Source organism: Acidihalobacter yilgarnensis, from assembly GCF_001753245.1.
Lineage (GTDB): Bacteria > Pseudomonadota > Gammaproteobacteria > DSM-5130 > Acidihalobacteraceae > Acidihalobacter > Acidihalobacter yilgarnensis.
In genome coordinates this window covers 60,901-83,224 of sequence record NZ_CP017415.1, presented here as the reverse complement: position 1 = coordinate 83,224, position 22,324 = coordinate 60,901, and the positions used below count along the sequence as shown (strand labels likewise).

Here is a 22,324-nt window from a genome sequence, read left to right as displayed (position 1 = left end):
TCCGAATTTACATAGACCAAGAATCATGCGGGGCTCGCTTGGCGCATGGCCGTGCCAACGTCCGCCTGATGTGAACGCGCCAGCAGCATATACAGTGCCGGCACCACGAACAGGGTGAACAGGGTACCGATCAGCATCCCCGTGAAGATGACCAGCCCGAGGTCAAAGCGGCTGACCGCGCCAGGCCCGCCGGCCAACATCAGCGGCACTACGCCTACCACCATTGCCGCCGTGGTCATCAGGATCGGGCGCAGCCGGATCGCTGCGGCACGTTCCACCGCCGCACGTTTGTCCAGCCCCTCGGACTGTTGCAGCTCGTTGGCGAAACGCACGATCAGAATGCCATGCTTGCTGATCAGACCGATCAGGGTGATCAGGCCGATCTGGGTATAAATATTCACTGAGGCCAGCCCCAGGTAAATGAAGATAAGCGCACCGCAGATCGACATCGGCACCGTGATCAGAATGGTCACCGGGTCACGGAAACTCTCGAACAGTGCCGCCAACACCAGATAGATCAGCACGATCGAAAAGAAGAACGTGTACAGCAGCGCATTGCCCTCCTCGACGTACTGGCGCGACTCGCCCGCATAGTTCACGCCGTAGTCCGCGGGCATCAGTTGCTTGGCCTCCGTCCGCAGATAATCGAGTCCTGCCGAGATCGGTTGCCCTGGGCGCATGACCGCGCCGATCGTGGCCGCATTGAGTTGCTGGAACTGGTTCAGCGATGAAGGTTCCACCTCACCCTTGAGGCTGACCACGGCGGACAACGGCACCATCGTGCCGTCAGCGCTGCGCACGTAGTAACCCTTGAGCAAGCCAGGATCGGCACGCAGCCGGTCGGCAACCTGCGGGATGACCTCGTAACTGCGGCCCTCGATGCTGAAGCGCTGCACGTAGTTGCCGCCCAACAAACTGGTCAGTGCGCCACCGATATCCTGCATGCTCAAACCCAGCGACGCCGCCTTGGCGCGATCGACGACCACGTCCACACGCGGGCGCTGGATCTTCAAATCATTGTCCACATAGGCAAACAGCCCGGATGCCTGCGCCTTTTGTTCCAAGGCATTGGCTACCTGGTCCAGCATGCGGTAATCGGCCGTGGTCGTGATCACGAATTGCACCGGCAAGCCCTGTCCAGCACCAGGCAGCGCCGGTTGCGGAAAAACCACCGTACGCAGGCCCGCCACACTCGCCACTTCACCTTGCAGACGCGGCATGTACGACATGGTGGTTCTGCTCCGCTCGCTCCAGGGCTTGAAGGCCAAACCCGCAATGGTGTTGTTCACCCCCCCATGCCATTGACCACGAAATAGCGATCTGCGTCCGGGAATTTCGCGAAGATTTTGTAGAACTGACGGGCATAGGCGTCCATGTATTGTGGCGTCGCATCCTGCGGCCCATTCGCGCTCATGAACAGGATGCCCTGGTCCTCGGTCGGCGCCAACTCGTGCTTCGCGCCCGCGTACAGAAAGCCGATACTGCCCAGCGCGACCAGTGCCATCAGATAGGTCACCGGCCGGTAGTCGAGCGTGCGCCCCAGGCGCCGCTGATACGCCCCCTGCAACCAGGTGAACATCCGGTCCAGACGCGCGGCGAAGCCACGCTTGTCCTGCGCACCGGCGAACAGATACGCGCTCATTACCGGCGACAACGTCAGTGCCACGATACCGGAAATGAAGACCGCCGCGGCGAGCGTGAAGGCGAACTCCGAGAACAGACTGCCTGTCAGTCCGCCAACCAGCCCGATGGGCGCAAAGACCGCGATCAGGGTAAAGCTCATCGCCATGATCGGCCCGGCCAGCTCGCGCGCGCCACGGATCGCGGCATCGGTCGCGCGCATGCCGGATTCCATATGTCGATGGATATTCTCAACCACGATGATGGCGTCATCCACCACCAGGCCGATGGCGAGCACCATGGCTAACAGGGTAAGTAGGTTGAGCGAGTAACCCAGCCACAGCATGATCGCCGCCGCCCCGATCATCGACAGCGGAATCGTGACCGCCGGCACCAGTACGGCGCGCAGGCTGCCAAGGAACAGGAAAATGACCACCACCACGATGAGCAGCGCTTCGCCGATGGTCTTGATCACCTCGTGGATGGCATCGCTGATGTAAGTCGACGAGTCGTAGACGATTCGTGCCTTGAGGGCCGAGGGCAGCTGCGCCTGGATCGCCGGCATCGCCTTGCGCACACCCAGCGCCACATCCAACGGATTAGCCGAGGGCGTCGGCTCGATGCCGATGAAGGTTGCCTGCAGCCCGTTAAACGACACATTGGAGTTGTAGGACTGTGCACCCAGCTCGACGTGCGCCACCTGACCCAAGCGGATCAACGCGCCGTCCGCGCGCTTGACCACCAGCTCTCGGAATTGTGCAGCGGTATGCAGATCCGTCTTCGCATTAAGGTCGACCTGCACGAAGTCGCCCCGCGTACTGCCCACCGCAGCCAGGTAATTGTTGGCCTGCAGGGCCGCCACCACATCCTGCGGCGTCAGCCCGTAGGCCGCCAGCTTGTCGGGTTCGAGCCAGATGCGCATGGCGTAGGTCTTACCCCCAAGGACCTGTGCCTGCGCGACGCCCTCAATACCTTGCAGCTTGGGTTGAACCACGCGGGTGAGATAATCGGTTACCTGCTGTGGCGTCATCTCGGTGCTGTAGAAGGCCAGATACATCAGCGCGGTGCCGCGCCCCGTACCCTTCTGGATCACCGGCTGCTGACTGCCGGCGGGCAGCTGATTGCTGACCTGCGCCACCTTGGACATGATCTCCGTCAGCGCCGTGTTCGGGTCGTAACCCAGACGCATGTTCACCGAGATCACGCTCAGGCCCGGCGTGCTCTTCGAACTAACGTAGTCGATGCCCTCCGCGCTGGCGACCACCTGCTGGATGGGTGTGGTGATGAAACCCTTGACCAGATCGGCGCTAGCACCGGGGTAGGCCGTGGTGATGGTGATGACGGTGGTTTCGATCCGCGGATATTCGCGCAGCGGCAGATCGAACAACGCGCGCAGACCAACCACCAAAATCAGCAGACTGACCACCGACGCCAGTACCGGACGCTTGATGAAGATGTCGGTGAGCTTCATGGCGCTGCTCCCAAGATCGGCTCGACGCTGTTGTCGATCAACACGCGGCTGCCGTTGCGCAGCTTCATCTGCCCCGCGCTCACCACCTGCTCGCCTGCCTTGAGGCCGGTAGTCACGGCCACCCAACCGTCACGCACCTCGCCTGTGCGCACATAGGTGCGGGTCACCGTGAGCTGCGGCTTACCCTTGTCGTCCTTGCCCTTTTAACGGATCACAAACACCGAATCGCCATAGGGGTTGTAGTCGATCGCGCTGGCCGGCACCGTCAACTGGCGCGCCTCACCCGACAACTCGAAGCGCGCCTGCACGAACAGTCCGGGGCGCAGCAATCGGCCGGGGTTGGGTACCTCGACCCTCACCCGAACACTGCGCGACTGCGCACTGATCGCCGGATCGATGGCCTTGATCCGGCCGGTGAACACACGCTCAGGGTAGGCGTCCACCGAAACGCGCACCGTTTGCCCAACGGATAGCTTCGGCAACTCTTGCTGCGGCAACGTGAAGTCGGCATAGATCGGGTCCAGTGACTGCAGGCTGACCACCGATGCGCCCTTCGCCAGATAGCGCCCGACATCCACGTCGCGAATACCCAGCACGCCATCGAACGGCGCCCGTATCTGCTTCCTATCGATCATCGTCCGGGTCAGTTCCACCTGTGCTTGCGCCTGCCGGTACTGGGCCTGAGCGGTATCGAAGGCTGTTTGCGAGGCCACATGCTGGGCCAACAGACGGCGCTCCCGCTCGAAGTTGAGACGAGTCAATTCCAAGGCCGCCAAATTACCCTTGAGCGTTGCCCGGTCCAGCGCGTCATCGAGCTGCACCAGCACCTGGCCATGCTTCACCGCCTGGCCGGATGCAAAATCGACTGCGGTGACCAACCCATCGGTGTCCGTCGCCACCGCCACCTGACGCACCGCCACCAGCCCGCCGACGGCCGACACCTCCGGGCGCCACGACACCTCGCGCACGTCGGCGCTCGCCACCGTCTGTGGCGGTGGCTGGAAGTTCGCGAAATACTGGTTGATGAAATGCTGACGAACCGCACCCCAACCGAACACCCCGCCGAACACCAGTACGAGCGCTATCACCATCAACAGCATGCGCTTCTTCATGACCATCCTCCCTTGTGGAGTCCGCCGGCACACCGGCGCCCCGAGCCCTTATCCGCGATCCTGTGGCGAACGCATCGACACGTCGCCTTTTCCATGCACCCATCATGGCGCGCCCGGCGCCACCTCCTTGCCCGCATCCGACGCGCCCATTTCCTCGACCAAACGCTGCAGATGGGCGATAGCCACCCGGTAGAAGCTCGCCATTTCTTCAAGCCGCTGGCGACGTGCTGGGTCGTCATCAGAGGATAGCGCCCGCAGAGCATCCTGAACGATGACGTACATCTGACGCTTACGCTCGAGATACCCGCTGATCAACCGCGCATAGGGCGACTCCGCCAATTGATAGTAATCCTGGCGATCACCGGGGCGGCTGACGCGCTCAATCACGCCCAACGACGAGAGAATGCGCGCATTGGTACAAACGCTGGCGCGGCTCACCTGCAGTTGCTCCGCCAGCTCGGAAAAACTCAGCGGGCCACCGTTAAGCACCATGAAGCCGAGCATACGACCAGCGATGCGCGGCAGACCGTCGGATTCGATGGACAGGCCGACCCGCTCGATGAAGGATTCGGTAGTGGAAATTTCTGGATATGAGCTCATACGGGGGATTCTAAATGTTTCGTTCGTTTTGTAAACACTGAACAACACAAACGAACACAATATTCACATTACCGAGCGGGCTCTTAAGCGATACGCTCGAGCCAGCCCGCGAGCATGCGCAGCCGAGCAATGAGATCGTCCAGCGAGAAGGCGGCGTTTGCGGGGCTCGGGTTGGGCGTCACCCAGACCGGCACCCCATCAAGCGTCTGTGGCTGCAGACCCCAACCCGCGGCCGGGGCCGCGCCCTCGGCATGGCGTAGGTACTGCGTCCAGGGCGTCCGCCCCTGAAACCAGATCGCGCGCGGCGCAAGTCCCTGAAGACGCATGCGCAGCGCGGCAGCGCCCTCCCGATAATCAGCCGCCCTGAGCTGCGCAACACCGGGTGTGGGACGTTTGACTAGGTCGGTGAAGCCGATGCGATGCACCTCGAAGAGCCGCCGCATCGATTCGACGCTCGGTGCAAGTGCCTCATTGGTCAGCCCGGAGGCGTTGAGCATCGGCCAGAAGCGGTTACGCGGGTGGGCGAAATAAACTTGCGACGCCACCGATGCGGGGGAGGGATTGAGTCCAACCGAAATCAGCCGCAGGCCAGGACCGAGCAGATCGGGCAGAGTCGACAGAGGGTTTATCCGCCCACGCGAATCCACAACACCTCGCCGTCGCGCACGATGGGGCGTTTAGGTATCAGATAGTCGGCGCGGTAAACCACGCCCAGAAAGAAGCGGTTGAGGGTGAATGCCCAGCGGGCATCCAGCGCGGTGGTCGCGCTGGCGACCTGCCCTCGAAAACCGATGCGGCGTGCGTGGCGCAACACCTTGAGCCCAGCCAACTCGGTTTCCATGGAAATATCGGTGACTACCGCATCGAAGCGCTCGCCACCGGCATCGAGCATGGCCATGCCCTCGGCGGCGGTATGCGCTCGCTCACAGGTCGCGCCGCGCGCGACGAGGTCCGCCGTCAATCGCTCAGCGTAAAAATCATTGTCGTCGACGACCAGAACGTGCCGAAAGGCAGGCGACTCGCCCACCGCCCGCCCGTGCCAGCGTCGGATGGACGTTGGGGACATGCTTACCTCTGCGCCAGCCCGGCGCGCTTGAAAGCAGCGGGCTTTGTACCCGCCCCCGCTAACGCTGTCAAACCGACGTGGCGGAAGCAAGCTGATAGTCTATATTATCCGATCGCACACGCCGGACAGGTGAACCAATGAGCCAAGGCAGTCACGAAGAAGGCCGCATATTGATGCCTTGGGAGCGCGTGCTGGACCGCGTCCTCACCCCCTTTGAGGAGTTCATCCACCACCAGACTACCGGTGGCATCCTGCTGCTGAGTGCTGCGCTACTGGCCCTGCTGGTTGCCAACTCCCCTCTCGGACCCGCCTATCAACACCTGCTGCACGCCAAAATTGCCTTTCAACTGGGTGACTGGAAGCTGTCGCTGAGCCTGCATCACTGGATCAACGACGGCCTGATGACCTTTTTCTTCTTCCTCGTCGGGCTCGAAATCAAACGCGAGCTGCTGGTCGGCGAGCTATCAGACCTGCGCCAGGCCGCGATTCCGGCGATCGCCGCGCTCGGCGGCATGCTGGTGCCGGCGGCCATCTATGCACTCACCGTGCACGATCCGCTCGGCGCGCGCGGCTGGGGCATCCCCATGGCCACCGACATCGCCTTCGCGGTCAGCGCCCTGGTCATCCTGGGCCGTCGCATACCTTCTGGCCTGATTACCTTCCTGGTTGCACTCGCCATCGTCGACGACCTCGGCGCAGTGATCGTCATCGCCGTCTTCTATACCGAACACCTAGCCCTGCTGCCATTGGCCGTCGCCGCTGGACTGCTGCTCCTGCTGATCGGTTTCAACCTCGGCGGCATCCGTCACCCGTTGCCATATTTCGTGGTCGGTGCACTGATGTGGTTGGCCATGCTGCAATCCGGCATCCACGCCACCATTGCCGGCGTACTGCTCGCGCTCACCATCCCTTCACGCCCCAAATACGACCCGCAAAGCTTCTCGCGCGGCATCGACGAATTGATGAAGCACTTCCGTTCGCACGACCGCGGCGACGGCAACATTCTCGGCAACCAGCGCCAATTTTCCATTTTGCAGGCCGTCGAACAGCGCGCGCAAAGCGCCGCCACACCGCTGCAACGCATGGAACACAACCTGCACCATCCCGTCGGATTACTCGTGATGCCGCTGTTCGCGCTCGCCAACGCAGGCATTCCACTTGGCCTCAGCGAGCTGCACCAAGCTCTGGGTTCATCCATCCTGCTCGGTGTGGCCGCAGGCCTCGTACTCGGCAAACTGGCCGGCGTCGTACTGTTCACCTGGGTTGCCGTGCGCCTCGGCATCGGACGCCTACCAGCCGGCACGGATTTTCGCCACATCGTTGGCGTCGGCCTGCTCGCCGGAATCGGCTTCACCATGTCCATTTTCATCACCGAACTCGCCTTCTCCGGGCACGCACAGGCCTTGACCTTCGCCAAGTCGGGCATTCTCCTCGCCTCGCTTGCCGCAGGTATCGGTGGCTATCTCTGGCTGCGCTTCGCCGTACCCGTGCCCCCAGATCGCACCATCTCCTGAATTCGAACCGTCTCCCTGAGGACCCACCCATGGCACGCACCCCCTCCACCATGCTCGAACTCGGCACGCCCGCCCCGCGCTTCAACCTCCCGGAGCCCAAGACCGGCCGCGACATTACCATTGACGACTTCGCCGACGCCCGTGGCCTGCTTGTCGTCTTCCTGAGCAATCACTGCCCCTACGTCCACCGCATCCGCGAAGCCTTCGCCGTCTTCGCCCGCGAATACGTCGCGCGCGGCATCGCTGTAGTCGGCATCAACGCCAACGACGCTACCCGCTACCCCGACGACTCACCAGACAAAATGATCGATGAAGTCGAACAGCACGGCTACGACTTCCCCTATCTTTTCGACGAGCGCCAGTCCGTGGCCAAGGCCTATCAGGCCGCCTGCACCCCGGATTTCTTCTTGTTCGACGGCGAACGCAAGCTCTACTACCGCGGCCAGTTCGACGACGCCCGCCCAGGCAACGACGTCCCCACCACCGGCCACGACCTGCGCGCCGCCTGCGACGCCCTACTTGCCGGCGAACCCGCCTCCGAAGAGCAAGTGCCCAGCCTCGGCTGCAACATCAAGTGGAAACCCGGAAACGAACCGGATTACTACGGATGAACCCACGCATACCATCTGTCACGCGAACAACAGCGCACTGTATTCCACAAAGAATTAATTTCTTGAAGAGCCGCCCTACAATCCGCCCGGCGCAATCATATGAATAATTATTTTTTCGGGGTATCCGGATTTGGGTGTGTTTTGACCGGATGTTGGAGGTAATTGTCTGCCGATAGTAAAACCGGATTAGGCTGTTGCGTTGATCTGTTCAGTTCACTACGATGGGTCCGGAGCCTAATCAGGAAAACCTCATGAAGCCTTCCGTGGCACTGGCTACCCATCGAAAAGACATTGTGCGCGTGGTAGAAGCCCATCGCGCCCATAATGCCCGCATCTTCGGTTCCGTGATCCGTGGCGAGGATGCGGAGGGCAGCGACCTCGACATCCTGGTCGATCCGACGCCTGAAACGACCCTGTTCGACATCGGGGCGATTCGTTATGAGTTGCTTCAGCTCCTGGGCGTGCCGGTGGATGTACTGACCCCCAAGGCCTTGCCGGAGAAGTTTCGCGCCGCGGTGCTCTCGGAAGCCCGTCCGATATGAGTCATGACCAGCAGCGCCTGGTCGATTATCTGGGCCATATCCTCGAAGCCATCGAGCGCATCGAACGCTATGTCGAGGACATGAACGAAGTAGTCTTTCTGGCTAATGAACTGACCCAGGATGCGGTGATTCGCAACTTCGAGATCATCGGCGAGGCCAGCCATAATATCGAGAGCCGTTACCCGGCGTTTTCCGCCGAGCATCCGGAACTCCCACTGGCGTTTGCCTACCAGATGCGCAATGCCGTGGCTCATGGCTACTTCAAGGTGGATCTGGAGATCGTCTGGCAGACAATCCATGCGGATTTGCCAGATCTCTATCGCCACGTCAAAGCGGCCGCAGAAAGCCTTCAACGGAACAGTCATGCAGATCACCCGAAACCCTGACTGCGTAGGACGTCAGACAGACCAAGGCTGATCGATTGGAACATCTGACGCGAGCCTGTGCAGGCCGGGCACCGGAAAATCAGGGATAGATTGCTGCATCATGCCCGCAAACCTACTGAATCTCGCCGAATACCATGTGCTGGACGTTGAGGAAACCACTCACGACTACCACATCGCCGCCGAGCCCACGCAATCACCCAAGGCATGCCCAAACTGCCATTCGGAGGCCCTGCGAGGCCATGGTCGTAATGAACAGGTGATCCGTGATCTACCCATGCACGGCAAGCGGGTGGGCATCTATGTGGATACCCGACGCTGGCGCTGTACCTCATGCGGCAAAACCTTCATGCAACCGCTGCCCGCCGTTGACGGCAAGCGGGAGATGACTCGGCGGTTGGTGCGCTGGATTGGCCAACAGAGCTTGCGCCGCACCTTCGCCAGCCTCGCCGAGGATATTGGTATCGACGAGAAGACGGTGCGCAATATCTTCCGCGATCATGTCAATGATCTGGAGCGCAAGGTTCGCTTCGAGGTGCCGACGTGGATGGGCATCGATGAGATCCACATCATCAAGAAGCCACGCTGCATCATCTCCAACATCGAGCACAATACCGCCGTCGAAGTACTGCGCGATCGCACCAAGAAAACCGTAATGGGCTACTTCCAATCGCTAAAGGGGCGCGAAGCGATCCGGTACGTGGCCATGGACATGTGGACACCCTACCGGGATGCGGTGGAAGCACTGATGCCGCAGGCCACCATCGTCATCGACAAGTTTCACGTCGTGCGCATGGCCAACGAGGCGCTGGAGACCGTGCGTAAGACCCTGCGCGCAGAACTTGAACCGAAGCAACGCCGGGGTTTGATGCATGATCGTTTCGTGCTGCTCAAACGCCGCCATGACCTGAGCGATGAGGAATACCTCAAGCTCTCGGGCTGGACGGCCAACTATCCGCGCCTCGGGAGCGCTTATGAAGCCAAAGAAGCGTTCTACGGCATCTGGGAACTGGGCAGCAGAGGTGAAGCCGAGCAAGCCTATGCCATTTGGAAAGAGACGCTGACACCAGAGGCGCGTGAAGCGTTTTATCCCTTGATCAGAGCCGTCGACAACTGGCACCCACACATCTTTGCCTACTTCGATCACGCGATCACCAACGCCTACACGGAGAGCCTGAACAGTCTGATCCGCGTGATGAACCGCCTGGGCCGTGGCTACAGCTTCGAGGCCCTGCGGGCGAAGATTCTATTCTCCGAGGGTATCCACAAGGTCAAGCGGCAGACTTTCAAACGCAGGCCCCGGCATGCACCTAGCATGGAGGATGCCATGATGCATCGCGCTTACTATTTCGGCAAAAGCATGGATGTTGAGGACGATCGGGAACGTAACTACGGGGCGGACATCAACGTGCTGGTTGAGCGACTGGAAGCAGGAGAGTGGTGATCTCCACGACATGCACGTGGCCGTCTCCGTCTAGAATATGGCGGTAGTGTCAGGTGTCAGCCTATCCTGGAATGCCCGCTTCGCAGTAAGGTTAGCTGCTCGATCGTTGTCTCAGATCGGCCAGGAGCGGGCACTAAAACTTCGTCAGACGACGTCATTGGACCGTCTGCTTCTGATGTGGAGCTGCCGTTTCTGAAGGAAACCAAGGACGTTTCGAAAGTTTCTATAGAAACGGTGGCGATTCAATCTGTAGGTTGACTGAATGAATATCAAGTTTGACACGTACAGTTTTAGAGCCAGGGTTCTTCCGGTCTATCTCACGCTCGTTCCCGCCGTTTTGCTGGTCGCCGCCCTCGCGCCCGATGGACTTAAATTGCCACTTGGCGGGGCAGCCGGGATCGTCTTCGTGCCTATCTCGTACTTTTTTAGTCAAATTGGCGCCGACTTCGGCAAGCGCCTTGAGAAGGATCTCTGGCTGAAGTGGGGCGGTCCTCCCACGACGCGGTTTCTGCGCCATGGGAACGACGAGCTGAACGTGGTCACGCGAGGTCGAATCCATAATAAGCTCCGCGAGATCGGACTCCATGTCCCAACGCGCCAGGAGCAGGAACGGGACAAGTACGCTGCCGACATGTACTACGAGTCGTGCACGGAGGATCTCATCAGAAGGACCCGAGACGCTAAGAAGTTCCCTCTGGTGTTCAAAGGACTCACCGAGTATGGTTTCCGGAGGAATCTCTTTGGACTAAAGATTCTCGGTCTCCTTCTTGCCGTTGTTGGAGTCGCCGGTTCGGTTTGGTCCGCGTACAGCGGGTGGGCCGCAACCAATAAAGTTCCCGCCGTCGCTATCGTGGGCGGATTAATCGCAGCAGGCCTGCTGCTGGCGTGGTTTGTCTGGGTTACCGAGCGCACGGTAAAGCTTGCAGCAAATCGATACGCGCGTTTCCTTCTCGAGGCTGCGCAGGAACTGGAATAAACTGTGGCAACGATTCACTTCCTAAATGTCAAGGATGGTGACTGCTCTATCATTGAGCATAATTCCGGCAATAAGACCGTAATCGATGTGTGCAATGCACGTCTGCTAGAGCCTGCCGTGGAAGCAATCATGGCCGCCACAGCAAAGTCTACGCGTGGCATTAACGGGAACTTTCAGCAGAAGCAATACCCGGTGAACCCTATCAACTATTTGCGCGACCGAGGTATAAGAAGCATATTTCGGTACATCCAGACGCACCCGGATATGGACCACATGGACGGAATTGAATCGCTGTTCAATGCGTTCAGTCCTACCAACTTCTGGGATACTGCCAATACTAAAGAGATGCTGGCCTCAAGCTGGCAGAGTTCGCCATACCGAGAGGCGGACTGGAAATTCTACAAGGGCTTGCGAGACAACGACCCAGATGACGAGCCCAATCGCCTCACGCTCTACTCCGGTGCGCGCGGGAAGTATTACAACCAAGAAAGCGATGGAGGAGGTGGGGGAGACGGTCTCCGAATTCTTGCGCCAACGAAGGAGCACGTAACTAAGGCCAACGAAATTGACGAGGACTATAATCGCTGCTCCTACGTGGTTCTCTATCAAACCAATGGACACCGAATAGTCTTCGGCGGAGATTCGCACGACGAAACTTGGGATCACATCCTCGCTCATCACAAGGCCGACGTCACTAACATCGATCTTCTTGTTGCGCCTCATCACGGTCGGAAATCAGGGCGTTCGTACGAGTTTCTCGATACGCTCACGCCAACTCTGACCTTCTTCGGCAACGCCCGATCCGAGCACCTCGCGTACGGCGCCTGGCGCAGCAGAGGGCTCTCAATTGTTACAAATAACCAAGCAAACTGCATGGTCGTCGATGCAAGCACCAACCCGATGACCCTATATGTCACTCACGAACACTTCGCACGTAGTGTCAATTCGAACACGTTCTACAGTAATTTCTTCAAAGGGTGGCATGTCGGACCCATAACTGAGAGTCTCATCCCGTGAGATTCGAGATTCTAAACGTCGATCATGGCTTCTGCGCCTACGCTGTGGGCAGCGATGGGGGCGTTCTCCTCTTCGACTGTGGCCATGGTCCAGCGAACCGACCATCGTTCTTTCTACCTGCTCGCGGCATCACGAACATCCGTAGATTTTTCGTCACGAACTACGACGAGGACCACATTAGTGACCTACTTGCTGTTCGTCGAAACTTGAATCTTGAGGTCCTAACGCGAAACTTCAGTCTCACATCTGCACAGATTCGCTCCTTGAAGGATCCGCCAATCAGCCCTTCTATGAACGAGCTGCTAGCCATGGTCGACTCCTACACCGGGAGCGTTGCGCCGCACCAACTGGAGCTGGCCGGCCTGAATGTCAGGATTTACCATAATGACTACCCCGCCTTCACCGACACAAACAATCTGAGTTTGCTCACGTTCCTCGACGTTGGCAACGTCTCGTTCGTACTTGGTGGTGACCTTGAGCGTCCGGGGTGGTTGCGACTACTCATCAATCCGGAAATCCGCGCACTACTCAGCCGTGTCGATGTGTTCGTTGCATCGCATCACGGACGCGAAAGCGGCTACTGTGCCGAAGTCTTCAACTACTGCAAGCCTCGCCTTGTCGTGATGTCTGATGGTCCGATTCAGTACGATACTCAGCGAATGTCGACTACATACGCCAACCATGCTTCTGGTGAATTATTTACGACGGCATCTGGCCAAGAAGTGCGCAAAGTTGTGACCACGAGAAGTGATGGGAACATCTTTTGGGACCTGTAGCAGGGCGTGCGGTAATGAACATATGGTCGCGCAACAACAGCATGCAGATGCCAGCGCATAGTTGATGTCCCCGACCGTTAACAGTTTGACTGCTTTTCAGCCTGGAGCCGACGGATCATGATTAACACGGCGAACGGCCGGAGAGGGTCGACAGCGGAAATCAACCTGATCGGAAAGCGGACATTACTTCGGAACCCACTAGGTCGCCACCAGAAACACATTATTCAAGATCCTGCAGGTAGCTGAATCGGGGCGAACAAAGCACACCCAAATCCGGATACCCTTTAGAATAACTGCCGAACGAACGAATAATGACTTAACGTCTGAGTGCGATGCATTGCACGCAATGCCAAGCGCGCTTCTAGCATCTGCTTTCAAGGACGAGCGCTAGCCAGACAACAAAAGGCAAGCCAACGCTTTGCTTGGGCGCCCAACAACATAGAACGCTAAGTTCTGCACTTTTGTCTCGCAGATGCGGCTGATCCGGCTAACGCTCGAACAGTGCAAGCAAGGCAATCACAAAACGCACACCCCCCGGATGAAGCACCACCGCACCTCTGTCAATGCGATCGTCGCTATCGTTGCCAACAGATGTCGCCCTAGGTCCGTCTCTCAAATGGGCAGCGTAATGCAACTGCTCACGTGATCTGAGACGAGACGCCGCGAGCCAGATTGCTAGCGAGGATGACCTAAGCGGCCGAGTTCTTGGCGATAGGGCGTGGACATCCGGGCGATTCGAAGGAGCGCATCAATGACGCGTTTTTCGCGTGACGCGCCGAGATCTCACTCAAGCTGCCGGATAAGCCCTTGATTTAATGGTGGCCAGGGACAGAATCGAACTGCCGACACGGGGATTTTCAATCCCCTGCTCTACCAACTGAGCTACCTGGCCAGAATGCGGTGCCGCGGAGTGCCGCGCACCAGAAGCGCGGCGAGGGCGAATTAAACCGGCTCCGGGCACCTGGCGTCAAGTCCTTCAAGCGGGAGGCACGTAGCCTTCTGGCTTGCTCACCTCACCGCCGAAGAGAAATTTGTCCATTTCTTCCTCAAGAAACTTGCGTGCCTTGGGGTCGACCGGGCTCAGACGATATTCGTTGATGAGCATGGTCTGGTGGCGCAGCCAAAGCTGCCAGGCCTCCTTGGAAATCTGTTCGTAGACCCGTTTGCCGAGTTCTCCCGGATAGGTGGGGCGGTCAAGGCCTTCGCCTTCCTTGCCCAGGTAGGCACACTGCACCATGCGTGTCATATGTTTGTGTCCTCGTGGTTTATCGCTATGGCCCGCTCGGGCTGCTCCAGCAGGGATACCACCGGGGCGGGCATGCCTCCGGGTGGCGGTTGTCCCGGTTTATACCAGACCTGGGCCGCGTCTTTCACCCCCAAGGCAGCAGGGCCATGCAATCGCCCGGTCAGCGGGTGGATGTTCAAGCGGAAGTGGGTGAATGTGTGGCGTATGGGATCGAGTGCCCGCCAGCACGCCGGTCGGCCGCCGGCGAGGGCGTATGCGCGCGCATCGGCTTCGGCGCGCGTGGCGACCTCGGGCAAGCTCCAAAGCCCGCCCCAGATGCCGCTGGGCGGCCGTCGCTCCAGGAACACGGCACCCTCATGATCACGCAGCAGCAGCATCCAGATCTGACGCTCGGGTAGTGTCTTGCGTGGTTTGGGCGTCGGCCAATCGGCTTGCCTACCTTCGCGCATGGCAATGCAATCGGCATTGACGGGGCAAACCTCGCAATTCGGTCGGCTGCGCGTGCAAAGCGTCGCACCCAGATCCATCATGGCCTGCGCATAGGGGCCGGCTTGCCGGGATGGGGTCAACGCCTCGGCAAGTGACCACAATCCGCGCATCACGGCTGGCTCGCCAGGCCAACCGTCAACGCCGCCGTGACGCGCGAGGACACGCTTGACGTTGCCGTCGAGAATGGTCGCGTGCGCACCATGGGCCAGCGCCAGTACCGCGCCAGCCGTGGAGCGGCCGATGCCCGGCAGGGCGACCAATGCCTCAAGGCTCTGCGGCAGACCGGCATGGCGCGCGATGGCGTTTTGCGCGGCGCGATGCAGATTACGTGCCCGGGCGTAGTAACCAAGCCCGGTCCACAACTCAAGCACTTCGTCGAGAGGTGCGGCGGCGAGGTCTTCGAGCGTGGGGAAACGCGTCATAAAGCGATCGAAATAACCGATCACGGTATTCACCTGGGTCTGCTGCAGCATAATCTCGGAGACCCACACGCGATAGGGGGTCGGGTCGCGCTGCCAGGGCAGGTCTTTGCGCCCGTGCAGGCGCCACCATCCGAGTACGCGTTGACTGAATGTTTTGCGCATCGATTCAAAAATTGAAGCCGGGAATATTGATCGGCTCCGGCCGGTGCGGGACGCGCAGCGGCCCGCCCTTTGCGGCACGTTCCAGACGTCTGACGGTCGTTTTCATTTGATTCTCAACCTTGGTTTCGATCAGATAGGGACCGATCAGCGGCGGCACCCATATCCTCGGCACCAGGTGCGCATGCAGATAGAGCAGCGTGCGATCCCCCGGCTCGGCCAGATAACGCCAGCTCATTTGCCCGGCGCTGAAGTCACTGAGGGCTGGCACGGTGTCCCCGACGAAGCCGCTGCGCTCGCGGCGTAGATCCATCACATCGGTCAGACTCGGGCAGAAAAACAGCAGACAGCCTTGCAGTTGGACACTCAGCCGTTGGCTACCCGATGGAGCACCGGGCAGGATGCGAACCGAGGTCGCACCGGGCAGCAGATGAGCCAAGTCATCGGGGTCGTTGAGAATTGAGGCCACACGGGCGACCGGGGCATCGATCAATACCCGCAGTTGTAAATCCAACGCCCCCGAATAGTGTACTGATAGACGTTGAATTTCGGCGGCGCACGCGCCAGCTGACGCCGCGCCGCCGAGCAGCGTCGCGGCGAGGATACCAGCACAACTCCGCGCCGCCAGACCCACCTACTTAAACAGACCCTTCAAGCCGGGCACGGCCTTTTCCAGCCGCTGCTTGAGCTGGTCACCGGCCTTCTGCTTTTCCTGATCCAAACGCTGCCGTAGTACGTCTTTGGCCATCGATTTGAGATCAATCTCATAGCCCGGATGATGCAGGGGGCCGCGTATCAGCAATGGAATCGGCGTGCCCTTGCCGTTGGCCTGTGTGAAGCGTAGCGCGTAGTCGATTTCTCGTTTGGGCAGGCTAACCGTACCGCTACCGTTGGCCGCAAAACGAATCGCATTGAGCGCCATGTCACGATTGTCGATCACGCCGGCCTTGACCTGCCCCGTCGCGGTCAGTGAGGCGAACTTGGTTTCGCTTCCGGGCGCGCCGACTGGGCTGCCCTGACGCAACTCGCGCACCTTGATCAGCACCGACTGGATCTGATCGGCCAAGCGTGAGCGCTGGATCGAACCGTCGTGCACTGCCAGCGACAGCTTGCCATCCAGGGCATTGACCAGCGCGCGCTCCGAATCACCCCGAGTCTGCAGATCTGCCTGCAGATCGGTCTTGCCGGTGAGGTAGCTGTCGCCCGCATAATCCTTGAGAAAATCGCCGATCCGTATCCCACTCAGCGCGGCCTTTACCGCTATCGTCGGCGTCGCCCGGCGCGCATCGAGGTTGGCCTCGCCCTTGAACGTGCCACCGTACAGACCTGCGCTCATGTCGGTTACGCGCAAGAGGCCGTTACGCGCGCTCAGTGCGAGCCTGACCTGGCTTAGCTTGAGCTTGCGCGCGGTGAGTTGGCCGATGCTCAAGCTACCGTCCGCGTTTACCCGTCTCAGCTCGCCAAGCGGAATCTGCAGCGGTTTATCCGACCAGGGCACAGGGGCTGCGGTCGAGCTGCCGACACCGCTTTTGGCCGCAGTGGGTGGTGGCGGCAGATATTGATCGACGTCGAGCTGATCCAGCGCCAGGGCAAAGCCGATGTGCGGATGTGCAAGATCGGTAATGTCGATATTCCCGGTCAAATGGCTACCGTTCACGGTGACCTTGAGGGGCTTGAGCGCGATCCGCCCATCCTTGGCCAGATCGACATCCAGGCTACCCTGGACCACCGTGTCGAGCGCGCCCTTCGGCATCGCAGCGCCCTTGGCGGATAACTTGAGATTCATGTCGTTCAACTGATAGCGGGCCGCCGCAAGATCGGCGCTCAGATTGGCGCTCAGACGCCCATCCAATCCCAATGCGGGCTTGCTGTCCTCGATGTGGAAATCCAGCGACAGAGGTGCGCTGCGACCCGGTGCCAGATGACCCACGCTCAGATTCAGCGGCGCCACCACGAGATGTCGGCCAACCAGTTTGTCGTCCAGGGTGATCCGCGCGCGCTGGATGTCGACACCGGCCACTGCCAGCGCAAAGGGTGCGCCCGCAACCATGCCGGCGGCTCCGGGTTCGGCAGGTTTCGCGGCACCTGCCGGCGCGGACGCGGAGGCGGCGCCCGCCAGTCCCTGCCAATTGGTACGACCGTCGGCTTGGCGAACCAGGTTGACGTCCAATCCACTCAGCACCACCTTGTCGACCACCAGCTTATGACTCAGCAAAGGCATCAGCTCAACGTCGAGGTCGAGGCGGTCGATACTGGCGAAAGGTGCCTGCGTATTGAAACCGGCCGGATTGCTGAGGCTCACCTTGGCAAGGCGCAGACCCAGACGCGGGTAGATCGTCAAGTGCATCTGACCGTCGATACTCAACGTACGCCCGGTCTTTTCCTTGACCAACTGCTCGATGCGAGGCTTGTAATCGTTGGGATTGAAGGTCATCACGAACGCGGCGAGACCGACCACGGCCAGCAACAGGATGACGACTGCCAGCAGGAACAGGCGCTTGATCCATTTCATGTGGAGAACTCCAAGGCAGGGTGGCGATACGACGATCAGTTCCATCTTAGTCGCTTGGACCGCGCACGTGTATGACTGACGCGTTACTCTCCAGGGGTTAAACTCCATCGGCAGCACCCTGCAGCATGACGCGAGGACATGACTATAAAACTTCTCAGCGCCCGCCTGCGCGGGCACCCCGAGGCGCAGACACCTGCGATCGGTCCGGACGGAGGTTCACATGCGCGGTGATGGCTCCCCAAATTTCCGCCGTCAGCCGCATATCCTGATCATTGACGCGCACAACAGTGATCGTTCGCAAATGGCCGAGGCCTTCATGCGACAGGAAGCCAATGGCCTCGTCGAGGTTTGCTCCGCCGGCATGCAGAGCAAACCGTTGAGCCGGCAGACTGTCCAGGTGATGGAAGAGGTCGGTCTCGATATTCGCCGGCAGCAGGAAAAACTCATCTCCCGCGACCGCCTGCTCTGGGCCGATGTGATCATCATCATCAGCGACCCGGACGAAACGCTGCACGCCGCGGTGCCCTCAAGCGCGACCGAGAAACGCTGGCTCATCGCCGCGCCCAGAATCGAGGGCGACGACGATGGGGACGATGGGCTCGACGCCTACCGAACGACCCGCGATCAGATACGACAGCGCGTCGACGCATTGGTCAAGTCGATGCGGCTATTTTACGGGCGCAGCCGTCCGCAGTAGGGCTAGGCGGGCTCGCTGGGAGTGTCATCACCCCAATCGCCGCTCTTGCCACCGGACTTACGTATCAGGCGTACGCCGTCGATGCTCATGCCCCGGTCCACTGCCTTGCACATGTCATAGATGGTAAGCAGGGCGATCTGCACCGCAGTCAGTGCCTCCATCTCGACACCGGTGCGCCCGCGCGTCTCGGCGCGACAACGGCAGCGCACGCTGAATTCCTCGCCGTCGATGCGAAAATCCAGCTCCACGTGGGTCAAGGCCAATGGATGGCACAAGGGTATGAGGTCGGCTGTGCGCTTGGCACCCATGATGCCCGCGATGCGAGCAATGCCTAGCACGTCACCCTTCTTATGCCCGCCTTGGCGGATCAGGTCGAGCGTCTGAGAGCGCATGAGGATGCGCCCCTCGGCAACAGCCACGCGGTGCGTCTCGGCCTTGCCGCCGACGTCGACCATATGTGCCTGGCCCTTGCGGTCGAAGTGGGTCAATTCGTTCATCGTCTTCCTGGGTTAGAATTACGATACCGTCACAAGACTAGCAGAAGCATGAGCATCACTGTCCGCTATTTCGCCAGCCTGCGCGAACGCGTGGGGCGCGGCGAGGATCGTATCGAATTCGCCGGCATCACGACCGTGGCTGACGTATGGGCCAAGGTCGCACCGGGTGCCGACGCCGATGCGCGCGTTCTGGCCGCACTCAACCAGGAGTATGTCGCCTCCAGCCACCCGGTGGCCGACGGCGACGAGGTCGCCTTCTTCCCACCGGTCACGGGCGGCTGAATGTCCTGCGTCCGACTTGAAAAAACGGGCTTCGACCCATGGATGTCGCTGGCGGCATACACCGCCGAGCACCGGCTCGATGACGGACGCGTCGGCGCCACGTCCGCGTTCGTCGGTACCATGCGCGACTTCAATGTCGGCGACAACGTCTGCGAGCTGTTTCTCGAACACTATCCTGGCATGACGGAGCGCGAACTCGGCGTGATCGTCGGCGAGGCGGAAGCGCGCTGGCCGCTGACCGACTGCCTGGTGATTCACCGTGTCGGACGGCTACTGCCCGGCGAGCCGATCGTACTCACCGCAGCCTGGTCGGCGCACCGTGCCGCAGCCTTCGAGGCCTGCCGCCACCTGATGGAGGCGCTCAAGCACCGCGCGCCCTTCTGGAAGCGGGAAACCCTCGACGACGGCACCCAACGCTGGGTGGAGCAGAACACCCCGGGTTAAGCCGGGGTGTTCGCAGTCCGCTCAACCGCCGAGGGAGATAAACAAGGCACCATTACCGCGCCGTACGTTGAACAACAGCGACTTCGGGTGACGCTTGATCTCACGCACGAAGGTCGACATATCGCCCACCGGCACCTGATTCACCGACTGAATCACGTCGCCCTTCAGCAGCCCCCCGTGTTCCGCCGGGGAGCCGGCCTGAACCGCCATCACGGCCACGCCATGCAGCTTGGCTTGCCGCGCCAGCTCCGCCGGCACCTCGCCCAGGGTCGCGCCAGCAAGCAGCGGATTGATGCGCGCACCGGCAACGGTAGTTTGCGTCGGCTTGGCAATGACCACCGAGAACGTCATGGGCCGGTCGTGACGAAGTACCTGCATCTTGACCTCGGTGCCAATACGCAGCAGGCCAAAGATATTGCGCATCTGTGCGGCATCGTGAACCTTGCGGCCATTGACCTCGATCACGATATCACCGGCCTTCAGCCCGGCCTTGGTCGCGGGCGAATCGGGCTGGACCTGGGCAATAATCGCGCCTTGCGTTTGCTTGACACCAAACGCCTTGGCCAGTGCCGGCGTGAGATTCTGCGCGGCGATACCGATGCGCCCGCGCTCGACGCGCCCATATTTGACCAGCTGGTCCATGACGTCGATGGCCATGTTCACGGGAATGGCGAAACCGATACCGATATTGGCGCCGTCGGGGCCGAGGATTGCGGTATTGATACCCACCAGATGGCCATGCAGATCCACCAGTGCGCCGCCGGAATTACCCGGATTGATCGGTGCATCGGTCTGGATGAAGTCTTCGTACGACTCGATACCCAGGCCGCTACGACCCAGTGCAGAGACAATACCGGATGTCACCGTCTGGCCAAGCCCGAAGGGATTGCCGATGGCGACGACATAATCGCCGACGCGCAGGCGCGTGGAATCGCCCAGCGGTAGCTGCGTCAAGTGCCCGGCCGGAATCTGCAGGATGGCGATGTCGGTCGCCTTGTCACGACCGATCAGACGGGCATCGAACTGTCGGCCGTCGCGCAAGGTAACGGTGATCTTCTGGGCATCCTTGACCACGTGGTTGTTGGTCAACACATAACCCTTGGCGGCATTGATGATGACGCCGGAACCGAGTTCCTCGACCCGCTGCTCCTCAGGTACGTCCGGTAGCCCGAAATACCGCCGGAACTGAGGGTTGTCGAGCAGCGGATTGTGTACCTTCACCTCGCCGCGCGCCGAGATGTTCACCACGGCCGGGAGAATCTTGCTCAACATGGGTGCCAGCGAGGGCACCTGATGCCCGTCGACCACCGGCGGTAGTTCGGCGAAGGCCGGGAGCGACAAGGACATGCCACCCGTGAACAGGGCAACGAACAGCAATGCGGGCAGTACGCGGAGCGGACGCTTCATGGGCTCGGAGTCTCCTGATCGATGAATGCTTCAATCGTAACGCTTGGCGGGCCCGCGAGCGATGGCATCACCCGCATTATCGGCAAACCCTAGGCAAGATGTGCGCGTGGGTCGAAGGGTAGCTCCTGACGCATGCGCTCATAAAAATCCCGATGCGCATCCGTCTCGACCGGCGGGGTTTCGATATGCAGCTCGACATACTGATCTCCGACTGGCTGCCCCGGCAGTCCACGCCCCTTGAGACGCAGCTTGCGCCCGGAACCGGAACCGGCGGGCACGCGTAACTCGACCTTGCCGGCGAGCGTCGGCACCGTGACTTGCGCGCCGAGGGCCGCTTCCCACGGCGTAACCGGCAAAGGCAGGATCACGTCGCGTCCATCCAGCCGGTACAGAGCATGTGGGCGTATATGCACCACAAGGTACAAATCTCCAGCGGGCCCACCACCGTGGCCGGGCTGGCCTTGACCGGACAGGCGAATACGTTGCCCCTCGGCCACGCCGGCCGGAATATTTACGTTCAACGCTCTGCCAGCGAGCTGGAGGGTCTGGCGAGCGCCGTGATAGACGGTTTCCAGATCCAGATCCAGGCGTGCCTCCTGATCCTGGCCGCGCGCGCGGAAACTGCCCCGTGCGCCCGCGCCCTGGTGCATCCCGGCCCCGAACATAGACTCGAAAAAATCGCTGAAGCCGCTAGCGCCATCGCCAAAGCCGGCGCCACCAAATCCGCCCTGACCGAAACCGCCGGTATGTCCTCCACCCGGCGGTGGACGGAAATCCTGACCGGACTGCCAACTGGGTCCAAGCCGGTCATAGGCGCGTCGTTTCTCGACATCGCCGAGTACCTCATTGGCCTCGTTGACCTCCTTGAAGCGTGTCTCAGCCTCTGGCTCCTTGCTCACGTCCGGGTGGTATTTACGGGCTAGGCGCCGATAAGCCTTCTTGATCTCGGCCTGATCGGCATCCCGCGCGACCCCGAGAATCTTGTAATAATCCTTGAATTCCATGGTGTTGTCTTGACCTGACTGTGAGTGGCGAAG

Annotated in this window: 23 protein-coding genes, 1 tRNA gene and 1 pseudogene; 11 read left to right on the top strand and 14 right to left on the bottom strand. The window is 60.5% G+C overall.

All coding sequences use genetic code 11. The features are described 5' to 3' along the window. Positions 1 to 23 precede the first annotated feature (23 nt). The 6 genes and pseudogenes from BI364_RS00425 to BI364_RS00405 all read right to left on the bottom strand — a co-directional run bounded on the left by BI364_RS00425 (position 24) and on the right by BI364_RS00405 (position 5,869). Positions 24 to 3,091: pseudogene (locus tag BI364_RS00425) on the bottom strand (efflux RND transporter permease subunit). Further along, entirely contained in the window at positions 3,088 to 3,258 is a 171-nt protein-coding gene (locus tag BI364_RS17735; protein ID WP_156782573.1) for a hypothetical protein, read from the bottom strand. The pseudogene BI364_RS00425 and the gene BI364_RS17735 overlap by 4 nt, the downstream one beginning before the upstream one ends. Positions 3,259 to 3,294: 36 nt before the next feature. Further along, positions 3,295 to 4,203, bottom strand: coding sequence for an efflux RND transporter periplasmic adaptor subunit (locus BI364_RS00420; RefSeq protein WP_197495781.1), 909 nt, complete (start codon positions 4,201 to 4,203; stop codon positions 3,295 to 3,297). A gap of 102 nt (positions 4,204 to 4,305) precedes the next feature. Further along, positions 4,306 to 4,803, bottom strand: a complete 498-nt coding sequence (locus tag BI364_RS00415) for a GbsR/MarR family transcriptional regulator (protein WP_070077080.1) — start codon at positions 4,801 to 4,803, stop codon at positions 4,306 to 4,308. 83 nt (positions 4,804 to 4,886) lie between these two features. Then, positions 4,887 to 5,450, bottom strand: a complete 564-nt coding sequence (locus BI364_RS00410) for a mismatch-specific DNA-glycosylase (protein ID WP_197495780.1) — start codon at positions 5,448 to 5,450, stop codon at positions 4,887 to 4,889. Next, the gene (locus BI364_RS00405) at positions 5,429 to 5,869 is read right to left on the bottom strand and encodes a response regulator (protein ID WP_083251065.1); all 441 of its coding nucleotides are present in this window, start codon (positions 5,867 to 5,869) and stop codon (positions 5,429 to 5,431) included. The genes BI364_RS00410 and BI364_RS00405 overlap by 22 nt, the downstream gene beginning before the upstream one ends. Before the next feature lie 137 nt (positions 5,870 to 6,006). Between BI364_RS00405 and nhaA the strand changes: the two genes are divergently transcribed. From nhaA to BI364_RS00365, 8 genes are all read left to right on the top strand, one after another. Further along, positions 6,007 to 7,383 (top strand): Na+/H+ antiporter NhaA, encoded by a 1,377-nt coding sequence (gene nhaA, locus BI364_RS00400; protein WP_070077078.1) that lies wholly within the window; start codon positions 6,007 to 6,009, stop codon positions 7,381 to 7,383. A gap of 29 nt (positions 7,384 to 7,412) precedes the next feature. After that, positions 7,413 to 7,994 (top strand): thioredoxin family protein, encoded by a 582-nt coding sequence (locus BI364_RS00395; RefSeq protein ID WP_070077077.1) that lies wholly within the window; start codon positions 7,413 to 7,415, stop codon positions 7,992 to 7,994. Positions 7,995 to 8,245: 251 nt separating this feature from the next. After that, positions 8,246 to 8,536 (top strand): nucleotidyltransferase family protein, encoded by a 291-nt coding sequence (locus BI364_RS00390; protein WP_070079781.1) that lies wholly within the window; start codon positions 8,246 to 8,248, stop codon positions 8,534 to 8,536. Continuing rightward, a complete protein-coding gene (locus BI364_RS00385) occupies positions 8,533 to 8,922 on the top strand; it encodes a HepT-like ribonuclease domain-containing protein (protein WP_070077076.1) in 390 nt (129 codons plus the stop codon). Before BI364_RS00390 ends, BI364_RS00385 begins: the two co-directional genes overlap by 4 nt. Before the next feature lie 100 nt (positions 8,923 to 9,022). After that, positions 9,023 to 10,363 carry an ISL3 family transposase gene (locus BI364_RS00380; RefSeq protein WP_070077075.1) on the top strand — a complete coding sequence of 447 codons (1,341 nt, stop codon included), beginning with the start codon at positions 9,023 to 9,025 and terminating at the stop codon, positions 10,361 to 10,363. A gap of 262 nt (positions 10,364 to 10,625) precedes the next feature. Next, a complete protein-coding gene (locus BI364_RS00375) occupies positions 10,626 to 11,339 on the top strand; it encodes a hypothetical protein (protein ID WP_070077074.1) in 714 nt (237 codons plus the stop codon). A 3-nt stretch (positions 11,340 to 11,342) separates the two neighbouring features. Further along, on the top strand, positions 11,343 to 12,356 hold the full coding sequence (locus BI364_RS00370; protein WP_070077073.1) for a ComEC/Rec2 family competence protein: 1,014 nt from the start codon (positions 11,343 to 11,345) through the stop codon (positions 12,354 to 12,356). Between the two features lie 290 nt (positions 12,357 to 12,646). Next, a complete protein-coding gene (locus BI364_RS00365) occupies positions 12,647 to 13,132 on the top strand; it encodes a ComEC/Rec2 family competence protein (RefSeq protein ID WP_070077072.1) in 486 nt (161 codons plus the stop codon). Positions 13,133 to 13,948: 816 nt separating this feature from the next. On the opposite strand, the gene BI364_RS00360 is transcribed toward BI364_RS00365, so the two are convergent. The 5 genes from BI364_RS00360 to BI364_RS00340 all read right to left on the bottom strand — a co-directional run bounded on the left by BI364_RS00360 (position 13,949) and on the right by BI364_RS00340 (position 17,960). Continuing rightward, positions 13,949 to 14,024 (bottom strand) — tRNA-Phe (locus tag BI364_RS00360). A gap of 84 nt (positions 14,025 to 14,108) precedes the next feature. Next, on the bottom strand, positions 14,109 to 14,378 hold the full coding sequence (locus BI364_RS00355; protein WP_070077071.1) for an oxidative damage protection protein: 270 nt from the start codon (positions 14,376 to 14,378) through the stop codon (positions 14,109 to 14,111). Continuing rightward, positions 14,375 to 15,451 (bottom strand): A/G-specific adenine glycosylase, encoded by a 1,077-nt coding sequence (gene mutY, locus BI364_RS00350; RefSeq protein ID WP_070077070.1) that lies wholly within the window; start codon positions 15,449 to 15,451, stop codon positions 14,375 to 14,377. Before mutY ends, BI364_RS00355 begins: the two co-directional genes overlap by 4 nt. A gap of 4 nt (positions 15,452 to 15,455) precedes the next feature. Next, positions 15,456 to 15,962, bottom strand: coding sequence for an SRPBCC family protein (locus BI364_RS00345; RefSeq protein ID WP_156782572.1), 507 nt, complete (start codon positions 15,960 to 15,962; stop codon positions 15,456 to 15,458). A 120-nt stretch (positions 15,963 to 16,082) separates the two neighbouring features. Further along, positions 16,083 to 17,960 carry an AsmA family protein gene (locus BI364_RS00340; protein ID WP_070077068.1) on the bottom strand — a complete coding sequence of 626 codons (1,878 nt, stop codon included), beginning with the start codon at positions 17,958 to 17,960 and terminating at the stop codon, positions 16,083 to 16,085. A 220-nt stretch (positions 17,961 to 18,180) separates the two neighbouring features. On the opposite strand from BI364_RS00340, the gene BI364_RS00335 reads away from it, so the two are divergent. After that, positions 18,181 to 18,657 (top strand): arsenate-mycothiol transferase ArsC, encoded by a 477-nt coding sequence (locus tag BI364_RS00335; protein ID WP_070077067.1) that lies wholly within the window; start codon positions 18,181 to 18,183, stop codon positions 18,655 to 18,657. Between the two features lie 2 nt (positions 18,658 to 18,659). Here the strand turns inward: BI364_RS00335 and moaC are convergent, their stop codons facing one another. Further along, on the bottom strand, positions 18,660 to 19,154 hold the full coding sequence (gene moaC / locus BI364_RS00330; protein WP_070077066.1) for a cyclic pyranopterin monophosphate synthase MoaC: 495 nt from the start codon (positions 19,152 to 19,154) through the stop codon (positions 18,660 to 18,662). A gap of 48 nt (positions 19,155 to 19,202) precedes the next feature. Here moaC and moaD point away from each other — a divergent pair, with 48 nt between their 5' ends. Continuing rightward, positions 19,203 to 19,436 carry a molybdopterin converting factor subunit 1 gene (moaD, locus tag BI364_RS00325; RefSeq protein WP_070077065.1) on the top strand — a complete coding sequence of 78 codons (234 nt, stop codon included), beginning with the start codon at positions 19,203 to 19,205 and terminating at the stop codon, positions 19,434 to 19,436. Then, entirely contained in the window at positions 19,437 to 19,880 is a 444-nt protein-coding gene (locus tag BI364_RS00320; RefSeq protein ID WP_070077064.1) for a molybdenum cofactor biosynthesis protein MoaE, read from the top strand. Between the two features lie 21 nt (positions 19,881 to 19,901). Here BI364_RS00320 and BI364_RS00315 read toward each other — a convergent pair whose 3' ends face one another. After that, on the bottom strand, positions 19,902 to 21,227 hold the full coding sequence (locus BI364_RS00315) for a DegQ family serine endoprotease (RefSeq protein ID WP_233279645.1): 1,326 nt from the start codon (positions 21,225 to 21,227) through the stop codon (positions 19,902 to 19,904). Positions 21,228 to 21,376: 149 nt separating this feature from the next. Then, entirely contained in the window at positions 21,377 to 22,291 is a 915-nt protein-coding gene (locus tag BI364_RS00310) for a DnaJ C-terminal domain-containing protein (RefSeq protein ID WP_070077062.1), read from the bottom strand. Positions 22,292 to 22,324 lie beyond the last annotated feature (33 nt).